At 42.5% G+C, this 19,165-nt stretch carries 15 protein-coding genes and 3 pseudogenes; 5 read left to right on the top strand and 13 right to left on the bottom strand.

Annotation, left to right across the window (positions count from 1 at the left end; translation table 11 throughout):
- Window position 1: 1 nt before the first annotated feature.
- The 4 genes and pseudogenes from BWX39_RS11090 (at window position 2) to BWX39_RS11105 (ending at window position 6,098) form a co-directional block, all read left to right on the top strand.
- A complete protein-coding gene (locus BWX39_RS11090) occupies window positions 2–820 on the top strand; it encodes a GLPGLI family protein (RefSeq protein ID WP_076123486.1) in 819 nt (272 codons plus the stop codon).
- Window positions 820–3,414 carry a carboxypeptidase-like regulatory domain-containing protein gene (locus BWX39_RS11095; protein ID WP_028905794.1) on the top strand — a complete coding sequence of 865 codons (2,595 nt, stop codon included), beginning with the start codon at window positions 820–822 and terminating at the stop codon, window positions 3,412–3,414. The genes BWX39_RS11090 and BWX39_RS11095 overlap by 1 nt, the downstream gene beginning before the upstream one ends.
- Window positions 3,415–3,416: 2 nt before the next feature.
- Window positions 3,417–5,614 (top strand): annotated as a pseudogene (locus tag BWX39_RS11100) (peptidase domain-containing ABC transporter).
- A 1-nt stretch (window position 5,615) separates the two neighbouring features.
- Window positions 5,616–6,098 carry a hypothetical protein gene (locus tag BWX39_RS11105; protein WP_028905796.1) on the top strand — a complete coding sequence of 161 codons (483 nt, stop codon included), beginning with the start codon at window positions 5,616–5,618 and terminating at the stop codon, window positions 6,096–6,098.
- A gap of 16 nt (window positions 6,099–6,114) precedes the next feature.
- On the opposite strand, the gene BWX39_RS11110 is transcribed toward BWX39_RS11105, so the two are convergent.
- The 8 genes and pseudogenes from BWX39_RS11110 to BWX39_RS11150 all read right to left on the bottom strand — a co-directional run bounded on the left by BWX39_RS11110 (window position 6,115) and on the right by BWX39_RS11150 (window position 12,785).
- Window positions 6,115–6,534: a plasmid mobilization protein gene (locus tag BWX39_RS11110; protein WP_028905797.1), complete on the bottom strand. Its 420-nt coding sequence runs from the start codon at window positions 6,532–6,534 to the stop codon at window positions 6,115–6,117.
- A 207-nt stretch (window positions 6,535–6,741) separates the two neighbouring features.
- Window positions 6,742–7,248: a DUF3408 domain-containing protein gene (locus tag BWX39_RS11120; RefSeq protein WP_028905798.1), complete on the bottom strand. Its 507-nt coding sequence runs from the start codon at window positions 7,246–7,248 to the stop codon at window positions 6,742–6,744.
- Window positions 7,245–7,550: a helix-turn-helix domain-containing protein gene (locus tag BWX39_RS11125; RefSeq protein WP_028905799.1), complete on the bottom strand. Its 306-nt coding sequence runs from the start codon at window positions 7,548–7,550 to the stop codon at window positions 7,245–7,247. The genes BWX39_RS11120 and BWX39_RS11125 overlap by 4 nt, the downstream gene beginning before the upstream one ends.
- 91 nt (window positions 7,551–7,641) lie before the next feature.
- Complete coding sequence (locus tag BWX39_RS11130; protein ID WP_076123438.1) at window positions 7,642–8,541, bottom strand: IS982 family transposase; 900 nt, start codon at window positions 8,539–8,541, stop codon at window positions 7,642–7,644.
- Between the two features lie 88 nt (window positions 8,542–8,629).
- On the bottom strand, window positions 8,630–8,872 hold the full coding sequence (locus tag BWX39_RS11135) for a helix-turn-helix domain-containing protein (protein WP_076123440.1): 243 nt from the start codon (window positions 8,870–8,872) through the stop codon (window positions 8,630–8,632).
- 881 nt (window positions 8,873–9,753) lie between these two features.
- The gene (locus BWX39_RS11140) at window positions 9,754–10,239 is read right to left on the bottom strand and encodes a DUF1896 domain-containing protein (RefSeq protein ID WP_028905472.1); all 486 of its coding nucleotides are present in this window, start codon (window positions 10,237–10,239) and stop codon (window positions 9,754–9,756) included.
- A 52-nt stretch (window positions 10,240–10,291) separates the two neighbouring features.
- On the bottom strand, window positions 10,292–11,560 hold the full coding sequence (locus BWX39_RS11145) for a site-specific integrase (protein WP_023925217.1): 1,269 nt from the start codon (window positions 11,558–11,560) through the stop codon (window positions 10,292–10,294).
- Window positions 11,561–11,564: 4 nt separating this feature from the next.
- Window positions 11,565–12,785, bottom strand: a pseudogene (locus tag BWX39_RS11150) (tyrosine-type recombinase/integrase).
- A 287-nt stretch (window positions 12,786–13,072) separates the two neighbouring features.
- Between BWX39_RS11150 and BWX39_RS11155 the strand changes: the two are divergent.
- A pseudogene (locus BWX39_RS11155) lies at window positions 13,073–14,617 on the top strand (helicase C-terminal domain-containing protein); the annotation flags it as partial.
- 41 nt (window positions 14,618–14,658) lie between these two features.
- Here the strand turns inward: BWX39_RS11155 and BWX39_RS11160 are convergent.
- The 5 genes from BWX39_RS11160 to BWX39_RS11180 form a co-directional block, all read right to left on the bottom strand.
- On the bottom strand, window positions 14,659–15,612 hold the full coding sequence (locus BWX39_RS11160) for an Abi family protein (protein ID WP_028905801.1): 954 nt from the start codon (window positions 15,610–15,612) through the stop codon (window positions 14,659–14,661).
- A 375-nt stretch (window positions 15,613–15,987) separates the two neighbouring features.
- The gene (locus BWX39_RS11165; protein WP_028905802.1) at window positions 15,988–16,296 is read right to left on the bottom strand and encodes a helix-turn-helix domain-containing protein; all 309 of its coding nucleotides are present in this window, start codon (window positions 16,294–16,296) and stop codon (window positions 15,988–15,990) included.
- On the bottom strand, window positions 16,284–18,344 hold the full coding sequence (locus tag BWX39_RS11170) for a bifunctional DNA primase/helicase (protein ID WP_028905803.1): 2,061 nt from the start codon (window positions 18,342–18,344) through the stop codon (window positions 16,284–16,286). Before BWX39_RS11170 ends, BWX39_RS11165 begins: the two co-directional genes overlap by 13 nt.
- A gap of 3 nt (window positions 18,345–18,347) precedes the next feature.
- Window positions 18,348–18,722: a hypothetical protein gene (locus BWX39_RS11175; protein WP_028905804.1), complete on the bottom strand. Its 375-nt coding sequence runs from the start codon at window positions 18,720–18,722 to the stop codon at window positions 18,348–18,350.
- Window positions 18,713–19,060, bottom strand: coding sequence for a helix-turn-helix domain-containing protein (locus BWX39_RS11180; protein WP_036860692.1), 348 nt, complete (start codon window positions 19,058–19,060; stop codon window positions 18,713–18,715). Before BWX39_RS11180 ends, BWX39_RS11175 begins: the two co-directional genes overlap by 10 nt.
- Between the last annotated feature and the right edge of the window lie 105 nt (window positions 19,061–19,165).

The raw sequence follows: 19,165 nt of genomic DNA on the forward strand, positions 1-19,165 counted from the left end.
TATGAAACAGAATTATTTAGTCCTCTTTTTACTCATTCCTTTACAAGTTTTCGCTCAGAAAACAAATAATAATTATGAATGTATTTACGAATACACTGTAAAAACAGCGAATGCCGAAACAGAAACTTTTACAACGATATTGCAGTTTGATGCTATTCACGCTAAGTTTGTCGACTATGCTACTTTTCAGTTAGACTCTTTGATGCAGACAGGACAAGCAACCGAAGAGCAGGTAAAGAAAGCAGAAGAGCGCGTGGTGAAAACAGCCTACTACTTTGACCAAACTACCTTTGTAAATGTAGCAGACAAATCAATCTCCGTGTATAGTGTTATCCCTCCAAGTCTTTATTATTATCAAGAGGGGGTGAACGGTATTTCATGGCAAGTTACCGAAGAGATCGATACTATATGCGGCTATCTATGTAATAAAGCGGTAGGAGAGTATGGCGGACGTACTTGGAATGTCTGGTTCTCATCAGAAATTCCATCCCAATTCGGACCTTGGAAGTTTGGTGGATTGCCTGGACTGATAATGTATGCTTGTGATACCGAGAAAATCCACCGCTTTAAAGCTATTACGTTTAGACAAGGTACTACGCCAATCACTGCGCCTAAAATATCTAATAGCATTACTACCAGCCGTGAAAAATTTATCAAGGCAAAAAATCACTTTGAAGAAAACCCGATAGCCAACATCCCTACTGAGAGCATTACGGACATGAGAGTGGAAAAAGGCGACGGTGGAAGCAACTCTGTTTTTATCAATGGGGTACAAGTACGCCTACGGACAAATGGCTATGTGCCTTTAGAGATTAAATAATGATGAAAAGATTACTCCTTTATATTCTCTGTCTTTTCGTTTGGATGCAAGCACAAGCTCAAAAAAACTATACGTTGACTGGAATTGTGTCGGACTCTAATGGTATGCCAATAAGCAATGCCAATGTGCAGATTTTAGAAAATAACAAGCCCATTGCCTATAGCTTTACCAATGAGAAGGGAAGCTATGCTTTAAGCTACAATAGTTCTAAAACGCAGGTGCTACTTTCTATCGGACATATCTCGTTTGAGAAAACCAAGCTAGTAATAGATAGTAAAGAAACAAAAAAGAACATTACTTTACTTGAAAAAAAGACGCAGTTAAGGGAAGTTGTTGTAAAGGCTCCACAAATAATTCAGCGCGGCGATACACTTTCCTATCGGTTGAGTTCTTTCGCAGGGAAGGGCGATTACACGCTTAGAGATGCAATGAAGCGATTGCCCGGTATAGAAGTAACTAGTTCGGGAAGTATAAAATATCTAGGAAAGGATATTTCCAATTTTTACATTGAGGGAATGGATCTTCTTGGTGGACAATATAATGTAGCCACAAACAATATCCCAGCAGACTACGTTACATCTGTGCAGGTGTTGAATAATCATAAAGATGCCAAAATGGACAAAGACGTGCTATCTGATGATGTGGCAATAAATATAAAACTTTCAAAGCACGCCAAGTTTAAACCAGTCGGGACATATGAAGCCATTGGAGGTTTAGGCAGTAATGAAGGACTTTACCAAACTAATGGAGCTGGTATGCTCTTCAAATCGCGTATGCAACTTTTGGGAACATTTAAGATAGGGAACATAAGGGAGTTTGCTACCGATGAAAATATCAATCATTTTCTAAACGACCAGTTAGAATCTTTCGGTGTAAAACTATTGGGCAACTTATCTTCTTCTAGTGCACCACTCAAAAGAGAAAGGTATATCTATCCCAAAGATTATTCCGTTAGTTTCAATCTACTCAACAAACTGTCGGAAAACAAGTCGTTAAGAACAAATGTAGGCTATGCTTATTCCCAATGCAACTATGCTTACAATCATAAGATGTTTTTTGGTAATGGTTTGGACGAATTAGTGCAAGATTATCAATACCAACCTGCCTTCACACTTCACAAGCCGACCCTGACTATCGAATACAAGGACAATAGCGATAAACGATATATCACCAATCGGTTTTCATCAGTGGCTTTGTTCGTAAAATCGGAATTGCCAACAGTTGAAAACAATAGCAATTCGGTCTTTCAAAATGAGAAATATCACGATCTAGGGTTTTCCAACAATCTTTCCATACGTTGGAAAACAAATAAGTTTCGCTGGAGTCTTTCTTCTCTTCTCAATTATACTACTATGCCTAATGGCACTATTCGTGTTTCAGACGTAGGAGTAGCCTCTTTTCTGCAAAGTGCAGACAGCAAACAGTTTACGAATCAGGAAACTATTTCTGCCACTTATGAAAGAAGAGCCTCACGATTTTATTTTCCTCTTTCATTCCAATATCGTAGCGATAGGGTTAATTCAGCTTTGATAACAGATGACTATTCAGGCTTTAACCTCGTGAAGGGAAATGAATTAGATTTTTCATTCTCTCCACAATATGAATATACCCACCCACAACGGAAATATAATTTCAAAGCAAGCGTATCATTGGCTACAACAAGAATCGATTTTGAAAACGAGGGAACAACTCCATTAAAGAAGCAGAAATGGAGCTTTGTAATTAATCCTTCATTTTATTTTCTATACAATGTTACACCAAGAGCTACGATAAGGCTTCAAGGGGCTTTTGCAAACAAGATAGGTGATTTGGCTGATTTTATAACAGCACCGATACAAACCAGTCTGAACTATCAAAGGTACAGTTTAGGGATCTTGAGTGAAAATAGGAGTGTTATGCTCAATGCTATTTACGATTTAAAATATCCAATAGAAATGTTTTTTTTTAATTTTGGTATAGGCTACACACATCAGCATAACAATTTATTGTCGGCGCAGAATGTGTCGCAAACATTGATTAAGGAATGTCCGGTACTAAGTCCTAACGGCACTGACAATATTAATACCTATTTCAATATTACAAAACAGGTAAAAGCTATCAACACCAAGTTTTCGCTGTACGGAATTTATATGCACAGCAAGAGCTTGATGATGCAAAACAGTATGATTTACAGCTATTCGTGGAACAGTCTAAATGTTGCTCCATCTGTTTCATTCAAACCTGTTTCTTTTATGGAGTTATATTATACTTATAGCTTTTCAAAGAACTTTACAAAGGTACAAAACGTGTCAAAATCTTTCTTGTCGCAAACACATGATATCAACTTGGTATTACAGCCTGTAACAAATCTGCAATTCAAGGCAATGGCAGATATTTCAACAAAGGAAATGTATCAAGATCTTACCAAGACTATGGCTATCTTCGATGCAGGGGTCAGTTACAGACACAAAGCATTTCGTTTCAGTATTGATATGAGAAATATTTTCAATCAACAGTATTATAGTTACACCATTTTTAACATGATGAATACCTACGCTTACAGTTATCACATGAGAGGAAGAGAGTTGCTTTTTACTATTTCATTAACAAAATAAGAATGGCAGGTTTTGTTTTTATAAAGCAACATGACGCTATGCAATGTGGAGCAGCATGCTTAGTAATGTTATGCCATTTCTATGGCAAAAATATTCTCTACAACAAATATCAAAGAGCTTAGAAAGTTCAAAAGGTGGAGTTTCTATGTATGATATTAGTGAACTAGCAAAAAAAATAGGATTAAAATGTAATGGGAAAATAGTATCTCTTGATATACTAAAGACTTATAAAAATCCCTGTATCCTACACTGGGATCAGAATCATTTTGTCATCTTATGTAAATATAAAAAAAGAGGGGTTGTTGTTGCAGATCCAGGGAAAGGAATGCTCGAATACGATATAGATAGTTTTAAGCGACATTGGGCAAGTACAGAAAACAATGGTATTCCTTGTGGAGTTATACTATCTGTTGAACCTACTCCCACCTTTTATAATAATAACATGGTACAAGAAGGGGATTCAAAGAATCTGAAATTCTTATATAAGTATATTGGAAAATATAAATATTATTTTCTTCAGCTAATCATTAGTCTTTTAATAGGTTCGCTTTTACAGTTAATCTTTCCGTTTCTTACTCAAACTATTGTAGATATGGGAATTGGAGGGAAAGATATAAATTTTATCTGGCTTGTTCTATTAGCAGAACTTATGCTATTGTTCAGTCGAACAACTAATGAATTTATTCGTTCCAAGATACTTCTGCATATTTCAACCCGTATCAACATTTCATTAGTTTCTGATTTTTTTATAAAATTGATGAAATTACCAATGAAGTTCTTTGATACTAAGCAAATGGGTGATATCTTGCAACGTATCGAAGACCATAGGAGAGTAGAACAATTTCTTACATCAAGTAGCCTGAGCCTACTTTTTTCATTCTTTACCTTCTTAGTGTTTGGGGGAATTTTGGCTGTTTATAACCTCGGAATCTTTGCCGTCTTCCTCATCGGCACAATCCTATATGCAGGTTGGGTTATCCTTTTTCTCAAAAAGCGCAGACAGCTCGATTACAAATACTTCGAGCAGGCAGGGCGCAACCGCAACGTCACCTACCAACTCATAGGCGGTATGCAGGAAATCAAACTGCAGGGGTGCGAACAGCGCAAACGTTGGGAATGGGAGGACGTGCAAGCCGACCTGTTCAAGGTGAACCTGCAATCCCTCAATCTGCAACAGGTACAGCAGGCGGGCAGCATCACCATCAACGAGGTGAAGAACATCCTCATTACCGTACTTGCAGCCACAGCCGTAATACACGGAAATATGACACTCGGTATGATGATGGCGGTACAGTACATCATCGGACAGCTCAACAGCCCTGTGGAACAACTTATTCAGTTTATCTACTCCTGGCAAGACGTAAGCATCAGCCTTGACCGCATGAACGAAATCCACACCGAGACCAACGAGGAAAATGTCGAACGGACACGTACCGCCTATACGGACAAGACCACCGAAGGACATTCCCTCACGATAAAAGACCTATCCTTCAAATATGAAATCTACAGTCCGAAAGATATTCTCTCCGACATCAATCTCTCTATTCCCAACGGCAAGGTAACGGCAATCGTGGGAGCGAGTGGAAGCGGAAAGACAACGCTCGTAAAACTCCTTTTGGGATTCTATGAGCCACTGAATGGAAACATCGAGATAGGCAATGCCAATTTGAGTGAATACAACCTCGGCTGGTGGCGAAGCCAATGCGGTGCGGTGATGCAGGAGGGATATCTCTTCTCCGATACCATTGCGAGAAACATCGCAATATCTGACGATGAACCCGACATCGAACGTATTCGTCATGCTGCCCGTGTAGCAAACATCGCAGACTACATCGAAGCCCTTCCTTTGGCTTACAACACGATGATAGGACAGGACGGACAGGGCATTAGTCAGGGACAACGGCAACGCATTTTGATAGCAAGGGTAGTCTATAAGAATCCAATGTTCGTCTTCTTGGATGAAGCGACCAATGCCCTCGATGCCAACAATGAACGAGCCATTACAGAAAACCTCTCGGAGTTCTACAAGGGAAAAACAGTTGTAGTAGTGGCACATCGTCTTTCCACTGTTCGCGATGCTGACCAAATTGTAGTATTGGATGAAGGTAAAATTGTAGAGGTAGGTACACACGAGGAACTGACTGCTAAACGTGGTAAATATTTTGCCTTAGTAAAGAATCAATTAGAACTTGGCAACTAATATGAAAGAAGAAAAGAAACCAGAACGGAGCTTTGAACTGCGTAGCGAAAAAGTTCGCAGTATCGTGGGACAGATACCCTCCTCGCTTATCCGTTATGGCATTACCGCCATCGGAATGGTGTTGCTTTGTCTTTTTGCTGTAGCCTATTTCCTACCCTATAAACAAGTATATTCGGGAACGGCTACCGTACACGGAGCAACAACCGCAACACCAGCGGACAGCACAGATATAACCATCTTATTAAAGTTCGAGAATAAACGCCCCGACAATGTAAACGGACAAATGATTTATCTGCAATCTCCCTATAGAACGTTTGCCGGGCAGATACAGGACCTTTCTTCCGTCCGTGACACATTGGAGCGTCAGGAAGCCCTTTGCCGTTTCAAGCCAGCCGACATAAAAACAGTAGAAAACCAAACCATAGACTTCCAAATAACACGAACATCGGGCAATCTGCTGCAAAAAATGCTTGGGGACATATAATTCCATCGCACATTCCTTATTTCTCTCGATAGTCAATGGTTAAACTCACTGCTTTTTCTTGCAAGGCAGTGAGTTCTTGTGTCAAACCGATAAGCTCCCACAACAATGCCTGTATGCTTTTCTCTGCCGTATAAAGGCGCATTAGTCGTACCACCTGATTGTAGTTCACCCCAATTTTATGTACTTGGGCTGTAAGTTCAGAGAGCTTGCGGTGGTACTCCACGGCGGACTTGTCCACCGTTATCACCTTGAACTGCTCGCCCAATAACCTTGCACGCACAAACTCGGACTTGGACATTGAGCCTGACTTCTGATAGAGGTCTATCACTCGTATTTGGTCTTTCGGGTCTGGTAAACGGACGTGCCAATCGTCCCACTTATCGGGCATATCACCATACTTTTTCGCTACTCTTTTCCTTGATTTATCGCTTGCCATATTCTCTTATTTTTGCTCTTCTAATCACGACTTTGGAGTGATTTAATCCCCCTTTTGGGGCAAGGGTCTTTGTGGTACAAACGGCAGTTTGTGTCACAAAGACACACCTTGCTGATGTAGAAAATGGGATTATAAGCCCATGCCGTGTTACTGCATTCACTGAATACAGTAACTCAGCGTAGGCTTGCATTCGAGGAATGCAGTACTTCAGAGCTTCCGCCATGTTTCCACATCATCTTTGTAGTGGTCAAGGTGTTCTCGAAGCACCTGCTCCACATACCCCGAAATGCTTGCTCCATGCTCACCGATTTTTCGCACCACATAGTCCAGCCTCTTTTGGGTTTCCTCAGATACATACACGGCTTTGCGGTGGCTGATATGAAGTGGTTGGAGGTATTTCCCTTGAAACTCCGCTAAACGCTCTCTGCATTTGGATTTTCCCAATCGTTGGTGAGTTCCTTCGGCAGAAGGTATCCTTTCCGTTGAGGACAAATCTGCCTCTTGGCATGCTGTTTGGGAAATTTCCTCGTGGCTCTCCCTTGTTTCCAGCTCTTCCACTTGAACAGGCTCAAACCTTTTCTTTTCCTCCTCATAATCTACAGGCTGGTCAAAATCAGGCAATTCTTCGGGCTTGCGGAGTTTAACGCCATAATTTCCCATATCCCTGATGGCTTGTTCTAAAATGGCTCTTCTCTTTTCATCCATATTTGTCATGTTTTCTTGGGTATTGGGTAATAGTGTCTTTCAAGCATGGCTTGTATGTCGCTCTGTTTGTAAAGTATCTTCCCTCCGATTTTGTAGAAAGGAAGTATTCCTGCATTTCTGTACTCTTGGAGCGTACGTGTGCTGAGCCGTAATTGGCTGCAAACCTCCTCGCCAGTGAGGTAAACCTCTCCGCCCAGCATCGGACGGGCGGTAGCGCAATACCGCTCCAATTTCTTCAATATTCCTTCCATCAGTTGTGAAAACGACTGCATCTGAGGGTCTTCCTGCGTAATGATTTCGTTCTCTGTCATAGTTCATTCTGTGTTTGATTTCATTCATTGTTTGCATTCAGTAACTCTGCGATATCGCTCTCCTTATAATAACGTGAGTTCGATATAAGCTCTATGCAATTATCCTGCTTTTATCAATTATCTCTATGTTCATTTCTGGCTTCTTTGGCAACAGATTGTATGCAATGAGTCCTGCTATCAGATTTGTTGCAAAGTTATCAAAAGAGCGATGTCTGGTGTGTTCTATCTGACACACATTCTTCAGTTCATCGTTCACTGTCTCAATGACAGAACGTTTTCTGAGCAACAACTTATCATACAGGCTCATCAGTGAGTTCTTCATGTTCTTCTTTATCTTGGTCACCAAATGTATATTGTCCACAAAGAGCATCTCAAAGAGGTTCTGACTGATATATCCCCTGTCTGCAAAGAGTTTTCCAAACAACCTCTCGGTGAAGCGTTTATCCTTCAATGGCTCCCTGTCATCTACGTTGCCTGGCGTGAGCTTCCACTGGATAATCTCTCCCTTGTCATTGATGACAAGATGTAGCTTGAAGCCATAGAACCAGCCCATGGTGCACTTTCCCTTTGCCGCCCAGCCCCTCATGGTCCTGTGCTGCCGCTCACGCTTGATGTGGCAGGAAGCCAGTGGTGTGAAATCAATGATGGATATGCCTGAACACTTGCCCAGTGCACATGTCTGGAGAAACAGCAACAGGTGCAGTGCGACCTGTGCCTGCCGCTCGACGAAGCGGTTGTAGGAAATCCGATGTGGGAAGTCTCCACGCATATGCTGGCAGATATAGCCCAGATAGAAGGACTTTAGGTCTCGGAAACGGTGGGTGTGGAACAGAACCAGAATGGTCATGATTTCACTGTCCGACATACGGGAAGCACGGTTACGGTGCCGCTTGCCGGGTACCTGAAGCGTATGTTTTTTCAACTCAGGAGTAAAATACTTGCAAAAATCGTCGAATATACAGAATATTTCTATTAAATTTGTATCAGTCATAGGAGTGGGTATTTGTTTGTAACTCTTTTATTTACAAGTATAAAGGTACAAAAAATACTCCACTCCTACAACTTTTAAAACAACTTTCTTATATCGAACTCACGTTATAATAGCATTTATGCCCAATGATGGAGAAGGGTATTTTACCCGTGTCGCGATAGGATTGCAGGGTGCGTTTGCTGATGCCGAGCCTGCGGCATACGGCTTCGTTGTCGAGCCATTGCTCGGTCTTGGGCGGATTGCCGATGAGTTGTTCGATACGATGAATAAAGTCTGCAAAGTCGGAGCTGTGCCGCTCCCACGCTTTGCGGTCGATGATAATGAGTTTCATTTCCTTGATTTTGTTTTGATTACTTTATTGTTACTCGGCAAACGAACTAATATGCAGTCCATTGCCGTACTTATTGAGTGCAAAAGTAAACCCTCGGAAGCACCGCTGCAAGAAATGAGGAAAAGCAGGGAAATAGAAGGAAGAGAAAAGAAGTTAGTCTGTCAATTTGAAAAGCTCTTAAGCTTTCACCCAAAAGCTCTTAAGCTTTTAGCAAAAAGCTTATAAGCTTTTTGTGAATTACTTATAAGCTTTTGTCAGATTACTTATAAGCTTTTTGTAGATTGCTTATAAGCTTTTCATAGAAAGCTCATAAACTTTAAGCGCAAAGACTGGTAGCTTTCCTTATCAGATTTGGAGCTGTCGCTGAAAAGCTCTTATGTTCTGTATAAGATGGTATGATTGCGGTAATGAGAAGAGGTGCCGGTTCTTTCCTTTTATTATTTTGTTATTTTATCGATAATTCGATAGTTCGACAAATCGAGATGTCGAAGTGTCGATAGATAGTTTTATCGATAGATTATTTTGACGATATATAGTTTTGACAACAGATAGTCATGACAACAAATTGTACAAACAACAGATTGTCCGTATTATCGTCAGTCCTATCTGTTGTTGGTTGTTACGCCTTGCGTCTAAAGAGCCTGAGTATGCCGTATTCTTGTCGTGCCTATACTCTCTACGGCAGTCCTGCCCTGCAAGGTTGGGAGAGATGAATACGACCGCACGGCTATTGAAAATGGCAATACCAACTTGAAAAGAAAAATCCTGCGGTGGAGATTCTTCTCTCCATCCGCAGGACTCGACCTTGTCAGGGCAGATAGGCTACCGTTGTACCTTTGCACGATAAGAAACGGCTTCAGGGGCTTTGAGTGTGCCTTTGCTTACAACGCCTTCGGACTTGCTTCCTCCGTCAGTCTGACCGTTGGCAGATTATTGCTCTCAATGAGCAGCACTATCGTGCCTGTGAGTTCGGTGTAAAGACGGTCGTATTGTCCGCTTGCGGCAAATGTGTCCGTCAAACCGAACTTGTCGAATGTGGCTTGAACAGCCTTGTTCGACAACAATATGGGTGCAAGCTTCTCAGGGAGTGGTGCAGGCAGTTCCCTCTCAAACTCGTTCTCCAAGACAGAAACAAGCGTGTCGTACTTGGAAAAGTGCAAACCTTGACACAATACCTCACTTGCTATGCTCTCCGCTTCGGGGTGCGTGAATCCCTGCACTACAGCATCGCAGTAGGTGGTAAGAGCCATATCAGCCCGAGCGGTGATAAACTCCGTGTCGTGCAATCTTTCGGGGTGATGCTCACTCATATAACTTCTTAATTTCAACCGAAAGTAGGAAAGTTCCTGTTTGTTGTTCTCTTTCATAATCGTTTGGTTTTCAATCGTGAATAATAAATGTTTGGTAATTACTTCCTTTTTATGCTTGTTGCAATGGAACGTTCTGCCGTGCTATCGACTCACAATAACCCTCAAATACAGAATGCTCCCTGTCAGTGAGTGCAGTCATATCCTCCTGTATCTTGTGGTCGGTTATCTTTCCGTAGATTTGTGTCGTGCCGATATTGCTGTGTCCGAGCATTTTGCTGAGCGTTTCCATTGATATGCCGTTGGATAGGCATATCGTGGTTGAGAATGTGTGGCGAGCCATGTGAAAGGTCAAGCCCTTATCTATCTGGCATATCTGCCCGATGTTCACACATGCAAAGGATGCTTTCCTTATTGTGAGATTGGGGAATATCAAGTCGTCCGCTTTCTTATCCTTGATATAAAGCGAAAGGATTTGCTTGGCAATGGGCAGGAGTGGAATGATGGCTTCCACGTCTGTTTTCTGCCTTTTGATGCGGATTTCCTCTGTGCCGTCAGCATTATAGATGATATGCTTCGGTTTGAGCCGTTGCATGTCCACACGAGCCAAACCGGTGAAGGCACAGAAAAGGAATAGTTGCCTTGCTCGCTCAAATTGCCTGTCAATGATGGGCGTTTGTAATACTCGTTGCAGCTCCTCTGTAGTGAGATAACGCCTTGTGCGGTGTGGAAGTTCTGCTTTGTAGTCTGCAAACGGATCGATGCGGATATACTTCTTCTGCTGACCTATGCCGATGAGTTTTCTAAGGAAGATGACCGCTACCTGAATAGTGGCAAGAGAAAGGTTGCGCTCTGATTTAAGGTAGAAGTCCATCCCTTCGATAAAACCATAGTCAAGCGATGAGTAGCGAATATCCTCCAGCCCCAAGCGTTCACGCAAATAAGCCTCAATGAGTTGTGTGGCATAGATGTAGTTGGCAAAGGTCGGTTTGGCTACCGTTATTCCCACACAAGGACGCTTTTCCTCAATAAATAGTTGGGCTTCCTCCAAAAGAAAACCTTTGGGCTTGTCTTCTTCCATGAGTTCACGCTTCAGTAACTCGGCGGTGATATAGCCACGTTGCCAAACCAATTCTTGGTATTTGCCTTTGGCTTGTTCCTCTTTGGTTTGCAAGTAGCGGTTGATTTCCTTTGTTTCTTCGCCTATACCTTTGCACCGTCCCTTACGACTGTCCCAAAGTTCGGGAGCGATTTCCTTTCCCGTGCTGTATTGTACCTGTTCTCCGTCTATGGTGATGCGCCCCATAATCGGGCATTTGCCGTTCTTTTTCTCTTTGGAGCGATTAATATAAAAGAGTGTCTTGAATGTACTTCGTGCCATGATGTCAAAGTTTTAGGGTGAATGTATCTTGTATTCGCTGCTGCACTATCTGCATATCCCTATGTATTCTTTCGGAGGAAACAGCTGCATATACCTGTGTTGTTCTCAGGTTGGTGTGTCCGAGCATACGGCTCACCGTTTCAATAGGTACACCTGCCGAAAGCGTGATAAGCGATGCAAAGGTGTGTCTTGCCATGTGAAAGGTCAGCGGAGTTTCCATACCGATATTTCGCTGTATGTGGTGCATGCCATTGAGGATAATGTCGGTGGTCGGCACGTCAAAGACAAAGCCTGCACGCTTTCCCCTGTACCGCTCCATTATCGCCCAAGCAGGGGGAAGTACTTGTACACGATACGGGGTCTTGGTCTTCATTCGTCTGCCCTTGATGCAGAGTTCGCCTTCTTCCAAGACAATGTTTTCCTCTCTCAGATTGCGGACATCGGAGATGGCAAGCCCTGAAAAGCAGGAGAAGACGAACAAATCACGGACAATACGATAGTTCTCCCATTCAATCTTCAACTCGATGATGCGCTCAAGTTCTTCCTACGTAATGCTTCTTGGTTCGCCTTTTGGTCGCTCGTAACTGTAGCCCAAGAACGGATAGAAGTCCAGCACACCTTTCTTCACCGCCATGCGGACGATGGTCTGCAAAGTAGACAAGGTACTCGATATGCTGCTGCGTTTCAGTTTGCGGTCAATAGTGAGATAATACTCGAAGCCCTCGATAAAGGCTTTGTCCAACTGTGAAAGGGGAACGTCGCTTACCCTGTGCTTCTTCTGCACATACTCACGAAGCAGGGAGAGTTGGTAGGTACGGAGTTTGAACGTCTTTAAGGCTCGGTCGATACCGACACGTTCCTTTGTCTGTGTGAGATACTCCCCAAAACTCTCCAAGAGCAAGGCCTGACGGTGGATTTGCCCCTGATAGGCATCCCTCACGTCTGTGGCGGTAAAAGAATCTTCTCTTTCACAGAGTTCATGAAAGCGTGCGTGGATGAGTGCGGTGCATTCACCGAGTTTCTGATTGACGGACACAGCCATGCTGCTCTTACCGATGAGCCGTTGCTTGCGGCTGTCCCAAAGAGCAATCGGAGTCTTACACTTGGTGGAGAAGCCCGAATGGGTTCTGCCAACGGAGATTCGCCCGATGACAGGCACAAGTCCTCTCTTGTCGGTTCGTTTCGCCTGAACGAAGAACGATACTTTGAGTTTGTTTTCTTTCATTTTTCTGTCGTTTTTTCTAAATTTCCTTTGTTTGCAAAGGTACAGATGAACAAGTATTCCTGAGCGATGCAGAAAAATGAAAGATGATGAATAAAAACCTATGAAACAGTTGTTTAGCTTCAATTCGTAACCCCTTTTTGCTTTTTCCCTGATGGGTTACGATTTGGTAACGGAACTCCTGCCGTTTAATGCTCGTTTTCGCTTACCCTCAAAATAGCAAGAAAAAGCTAAATAATACTATTTCAAATAGTTACATTCCCTGTATTTCCCTTTGTTTCCCTTAATTCTTAGCTACCGATTATGCCCGCAAGATGAGCCTTGATTTACGCATGATAGATGAAAATAGTTACTCAGACCATATCGACAACAAGGCAAGCCACTGTGCGAAACTACTCAATGACTATTACAAGAAGTTCGACGCACAGAAAGGAACACAGTTCGTGTTCTCTGATTTAGGTACTTACAAGCCTGGCGGAGAGTTCAACATCTATTCGGAAATCAAGAGAAAGTTGGTAGAGGATTATCATATTCCATCCTATGAAATACGTTTCATTCAGGAATGCAAGAATGAGAAAGCCAAGAAAGCGATGGTGGATGCGATGAACCGTGGTGATATTCGCATTATCTTCGGTTCTACATCCATGTTGGGCACAGGTGTGAACGCACAGCAGCGGGCAGTAGCGGTCCATCAACTTGACACGCCGTGGCGACCGTCGGATCTGGAACAGCGTAACGGGCGTGCCATCCGTAAAGGAAACCTTGTTGCCAAGGAGTTTGCCGACAACAAGGTCGATGTGATTATCTATGCCGTGGAACGTTCCTTGGACAGTTATAAGTTCAACCTTTTGCATAACAAGCAACTCTTCATCAATCAGCTAAAAAGTAACCAGCTTGGCAGTCGTACCATTGACGAGGGTTCAATGGACGAGGACAGCGGCATGAACTTCTCGGAGTACGTGGCCGTACTTTCGGGTAATACCGACCTTTTGGAAAAAGCAAGACTTGACAAGAAGATTACCACCTTGGAATCAGAGCGCAAGAACTTCCTCCGTGAGCGTGATGCCGCAACGGGCAAGCTGGTAGAGATTGAGAGTTCCGTGTCCTTCCATACAGACAAAATCAAGGAGGCACAGGCTGACCTCACTCTATTTGAGCAGCGTGTAGAGCGTGATGCCGATGGACAGCCCATCAATAAAGTGACAATCAAGGGTGTGGAAGACAACACCGACATCAAAGTCATCGCTGCACGTTTACAAGAAATAGACGAGAAGGCACGAACCAAGGGCGAGTACAACAAAATCGGTGAGATATACGGCTTTTCCATCATGGTCAAGACAGAGAGCACTTCCAAGGATTTGTTCGACTGTTCGGTGAACCGTTTCTTTGTGAAAGGACAGGAGAGTATCTACTATACCTATAATAATGGTAAGTTGGCAACTGACCCTAAACTTGCCTGTCAGAACTTCGTCAATGCCTTGGAACGTATTCCAAAGGTGATAGAATCGCACGAGAAGGAAATGGCAAAGGTTGTGGCCAACAAAGACGTTTACACCAACATTGCAAACAGTTCTTGGAAGAAAGAAGACGAGCTTCGCTCACTTAAAAGTGAAGCTGCGGAGCTGGACAGAAAGATTGCACTTACATTGAACGAACCAAATGAAGAAAATGAAAAATCAAACGAAAATGACCAGCCCGAGTATTTAAGACAAAATAGTAGTAATAGCCCAAATACTAAAAAGGAAGAGGAGGGGGTAATTTATTCAAGTTCTATGAATAATAGAAACAAACAAGAAGAAAGTAAGGGATATATTGTAAAATCCAGACTGAGATAAATAGCGATGGTGTGTCATAATTGATACACCATCGTATTATATTATTTCCACAAAGAGTATTCTCTCCATTTTTCAGGAAAGCCCATGTCTTTCAAAACTACCAATTTGGGAGATTTGTCCAATAGGGTGAGCAAACTCTTTCTAAATGAGCTATCAGGACTGATTATTTGCTGCAAATACAAAATTACAGATAAGTAGGCAAACAACTTATTGTCCCTTATCGTTGCAGCTTCTTGCTTTGACAAGAAAGGATAATTCGTTCTATAAGGAAACTTCAAGCCTATTGTAAAGCGGCGATTCCATACACGACTATGATGGGCACAAGTATTGCGTAAAGACGATAAACCGTGCATCCAATTCTTCAGAATATCGACATTGTATAGTCCCAAATCTCTGCAAATTGTTTTACTAGAAGGATTATTCTTGTCCAAAGCAAAAAACAACTTACTCAATGTTCCCATAGAAACAACCTCTAAGGTCATCCACGCTGGCGGAAAAGCAGGTTCGCTATACTTTTGATAATAATGAGCTATAAATTCCTCATTACTTCGCTTGACCTCTTTCATTAAATCCCCTACAACAGGTTTATCATCTATAATCTCGTTGCGTGTCAATGCGATAAACTTATCGTGCTGAAAGTATAACTTATGATTGAGAAACCAAAAGGCGTCATTTTCATCAACGGAATAAGTTAAGGCGATTCTTGTTCTTAATGCCACCTCGATTTTTTCAATGGCATTGAAGATTAAAGAGCGTAAACGCCTATCAAAACAATAAAGGTCTATCACATCTTGAAAAGAAATGTCCTTTCTCAGAAATTCGTGATTAGCACCTTCCCCGTTATTTTGAAAAGGGTATGTGTATGCTCGTAATCTATAATAACTTATGTTATAAAGATATTGGGACGCAAGTTTTTCGTCTCCAATATTAAGTCCTCGATCGCATAGCTTTTTAACCTGCTCAGATGTGTCTATGGGCTTCTTTTCGTACCTCATAACCGTATATAAACTCGAAGACCTCCCCGGGTGCGCTGTTCTGATGAGAAGCGTGGGAGGTCATATTGACTGCAAAATTACTGCTTTTTTTTGAATGTGCAAGGAAAATGCCGAAAAAATCATTGTAAGCGATGAATTTTCCATTAAAAGTAGCATCAAATGTAGAAATTACAAATAATTTTTGTCCGCAACGCTATCTTTATCGGTTCAATAGTTTCAAACAATATATGGTAAATTCCTTATCAAAGAAATAAGCGAGTACTGTTATCTTTGTGTGCGGTAAATCCGCAACCAACTTTTTACTTGTAAAGGTAATTATTTTGTTGTGTAAACACTTGCATTTACACAACAAAAATAATCTAATCAGGAAATCAATTACCAACCATCTCGCTTCCGTACCATTTCATCTATCTCTTCCCGAAGGAAAAGTAACCTACCATTGGCTTTAAGATAAGGAATTTTTCCAGCCCACACCCAGTTATAGATAGTCTTTTGTTCTACTTTGAGTATCTTGGATACATCTATGATGTCCAGATATTCCGGTTTTAGAGGTGGACGGACAGTCGTATCGACAGATTGCTCTTGCAGGACAAGTAATTGGTCAAGTTTATCCTCGACATTCATCAACTTGTCAAACAGGCGTTTTTGCCATGTATCTTCTGTATTGTAATCTAAGTACGACATAATTCTCCTTTTTGATAATTCCCACTTGTATCTTGTATCAAAATACGCTGCTCTTTCATATAGGCAATATATTTCTTTGCAGTTCTGTCCTTGATTTCCATTTCGCGCATCAGAACCTCACAAAGTTCTTGGTAAGTGAGCTTGAAAGAATTTCGGAAGGATTCTTTGACAACGGCAATGAGTTCATCAGTCTTGCGCTTTTCCTTGTCCTCCTTGGACTTCTCACCACGATAGACGTGCATATCCTCACCCTTGTCCCAGCCGAAAAGCATCATCGGTACGTCCAGCGGACTTCCGTCACGGACTTTCAATGCCTTCACCACCGAGTATTCGGGATTATCGTCTTTCTCAATGGAGAGAATACCGGCCGCCTTGCGTTGCAGTTCCGAGCCTATATGACCACGAAGTTTGATACCATTCGGTACGAAGTGTAGCACGCAGATGATACAGGTATTATAAATCCCCGCCAAGCGATAAAGCTCGTCCACAATGGCAATACTTTCCGTTTCATCGTTGGCGGAACGTATCAAGTCGGCTATTCCGTCAATCACCACAAGATGGATGCCTCCATGCCTGTGATGGAACAAGTCCATACTCTCGCGGATAAGCTTCAGCCTGTCCTTGCGGGACAGAGAGGCAAGATACAGGGAATGGCAAAACTCCGGTACTGCCGTCAAAGAAGCCCTACGCAATGTCTTACCCAAGTTCTTGTGCAGCTGTGCCTCGGACTGTTCCGTGTCATAGTGCAGGACTGCCAAGCCTTTGGGGTTGGCGGTAATCTCCAATCCCAATGTTTTCTCTATTGGCAGGCGTTCTTCTCCCAATGCTCCGGCAAGAATCGCACCTACATAGTTACTCTTGCCCGTACCTTCGCCTCCGGTGATGCAGAACAGATTATCCTGCGTGCCGAGTGGCACACCGTTTACTGCCACCACCGACTTGGAAATGTCAGGTGGATTCTCGTAATCTATCTCACAGGAGCGAAGCATCATCATAGTTTGGCTGTATAGGTCTGTAAACATCTTGGCAAGCAGTTCTTTCAGTTCTTTCGCTCCATTACCCAAGGCAAAGAAATCAGAAATGTCTTTTTCAGACTTCGTGCCACTTAGTGGAAGTGAAAGGTTCAATACCTTGTATTCCGCCAGAAGTTCTGCTTGCCTGTGACTCTCACGTACACCTGTCTCGTCGGCATCATACAGAAGTATGATGTGCCGGAAGCGAAGCTGAAGGCTCTCAATGATGCTTGTCGGTATCTGTGCCGTTTCACTGTTGAAGCAGATGGCATTAAAGCCGTGTGCATACAATGAGAGCACATCCTTTTCCCCGCCTGTAATGAAGAGCATGTCGCCTTTTGTGGGAATCTGCTCCATACCGAAGCAATAAGTGGCAGGCATCCGTCCGCCATAGAGAAAGCGGATTTTCGGACTGTGAGGGCGGTATATCTTGACATAGCTATTTCCGATATAGGCAAACATAGGTTCCGTAGGTGATCCATAAAGTTCAAACTTCTTGCCTTCAGCAGATACGCTTTCATACCGTTTAAGACTTCGTACCCGAAAAAGGCGGAGGGTATCCTCCTGGATGCCATAATGCGCCCAATAGTTCAGCAATCCATCGTCAAAAGGCTGTATCTCAAAACTGTATGAACGTTCTTCGGTATTCTTGGTAATGTCAGTCTTAGGGCCAGAGATAACCGGACTTTTATAAGTTGGTGCGGCATGTCTGTAATACTCCTCACCGCCATACAAAGAATATAATCCAAGTTCTTGGATGATGACTTTCAAAACTTCGGGAAAATCAGTTTTTAGGTTTAATCCACGCATGGTTGCCACAAACCAGAAACAGTCCCCTGAATAGGTGGTATCACCATGATCATAGAACTTATAGGATGAACTCTTCCTGTCATAAAAGATGTGGCATGAAGCCCGCTTGTCATCATAGAAAGGACTGCGGAAGTTGCGATGAAGGTTCACCTCAAAACCAAGGAAATGGGAGAAGACGTTCAACCCTCCTTGTGTAAGCAAAAGTATTTGTTCTTTATCTATCATACTTTATCTATTTTTAGGATTAAGGCAAGAACTCATGATAAGATTATCCTTGAAGCGGTTGAGTCGTCCGAGAACCTCGTCATTCCTCATCCCTGAGACACGGAGCCGGTTACATTTCACGGCAATAATTATTGATTTGAAAAAATAACGCACATCGCCGCCCTCCGTGTAGCGGTAACGCACCAACTGTTTCTTGCGCCAGCGGTAAAGGGTGGACTCTGAAACATTCAGAGTCCCAATAAGGTCTTTGGTGGTCATTTCCAGCTCGTCATCTATATCCTGGATAAGACGGGAGGTGCGTTCAACATACTGCTCTATTCGGTTGAGCCTGTCTATCAGTTCCTGATAGGCTTGGCTTTCTACTGCAATTATTTCCATCTTTTCAACTTGGTGCTTTTAATTGTTATATCCATCCCAGAATTCGCAAGGTATTGCATAAGAGAGTTGTAGGCTTCTTTTGTATACACCTCAACGTGTACTTCTGCAATAGGTCTTGGAAGATCTTGTCCATTGCTTGCGAGATATGCAAACATCTCATAAACATCTATCTCCAAAACAGTCGCATAGTTTACTATTTGGAGAAAGTCCATTGTAATCTGACCAGACTCCCATCGGGATATTGTGCTTTCATCAACTCCCAATTTCTCAGCTAGATACGCCTGTTTTAGATGTTTGTTCAATCTCTCATTTCGAAGAAATTCCAGTAACTCTTTCATAAACATAAAGTTATAGAAACATCTTGGCACGAGCAACCCGTCACACGCAAGTTTATGTACCCTCTGCAAGTCGTCATGCACCAGATGCAATTTTTCGTTTGGTGG

Origin of the sequence: Prevotella intermedia ATCC 25611 = DSM 20706, from assembly GCF_001953955.1 — a bacterium.
Classification (GTDB): Bacteria; Bacteroidota; Bacteroidia; order Bacteroidales; family Bacteroidaceae; genus Prevotella; species Prevotella intermedia.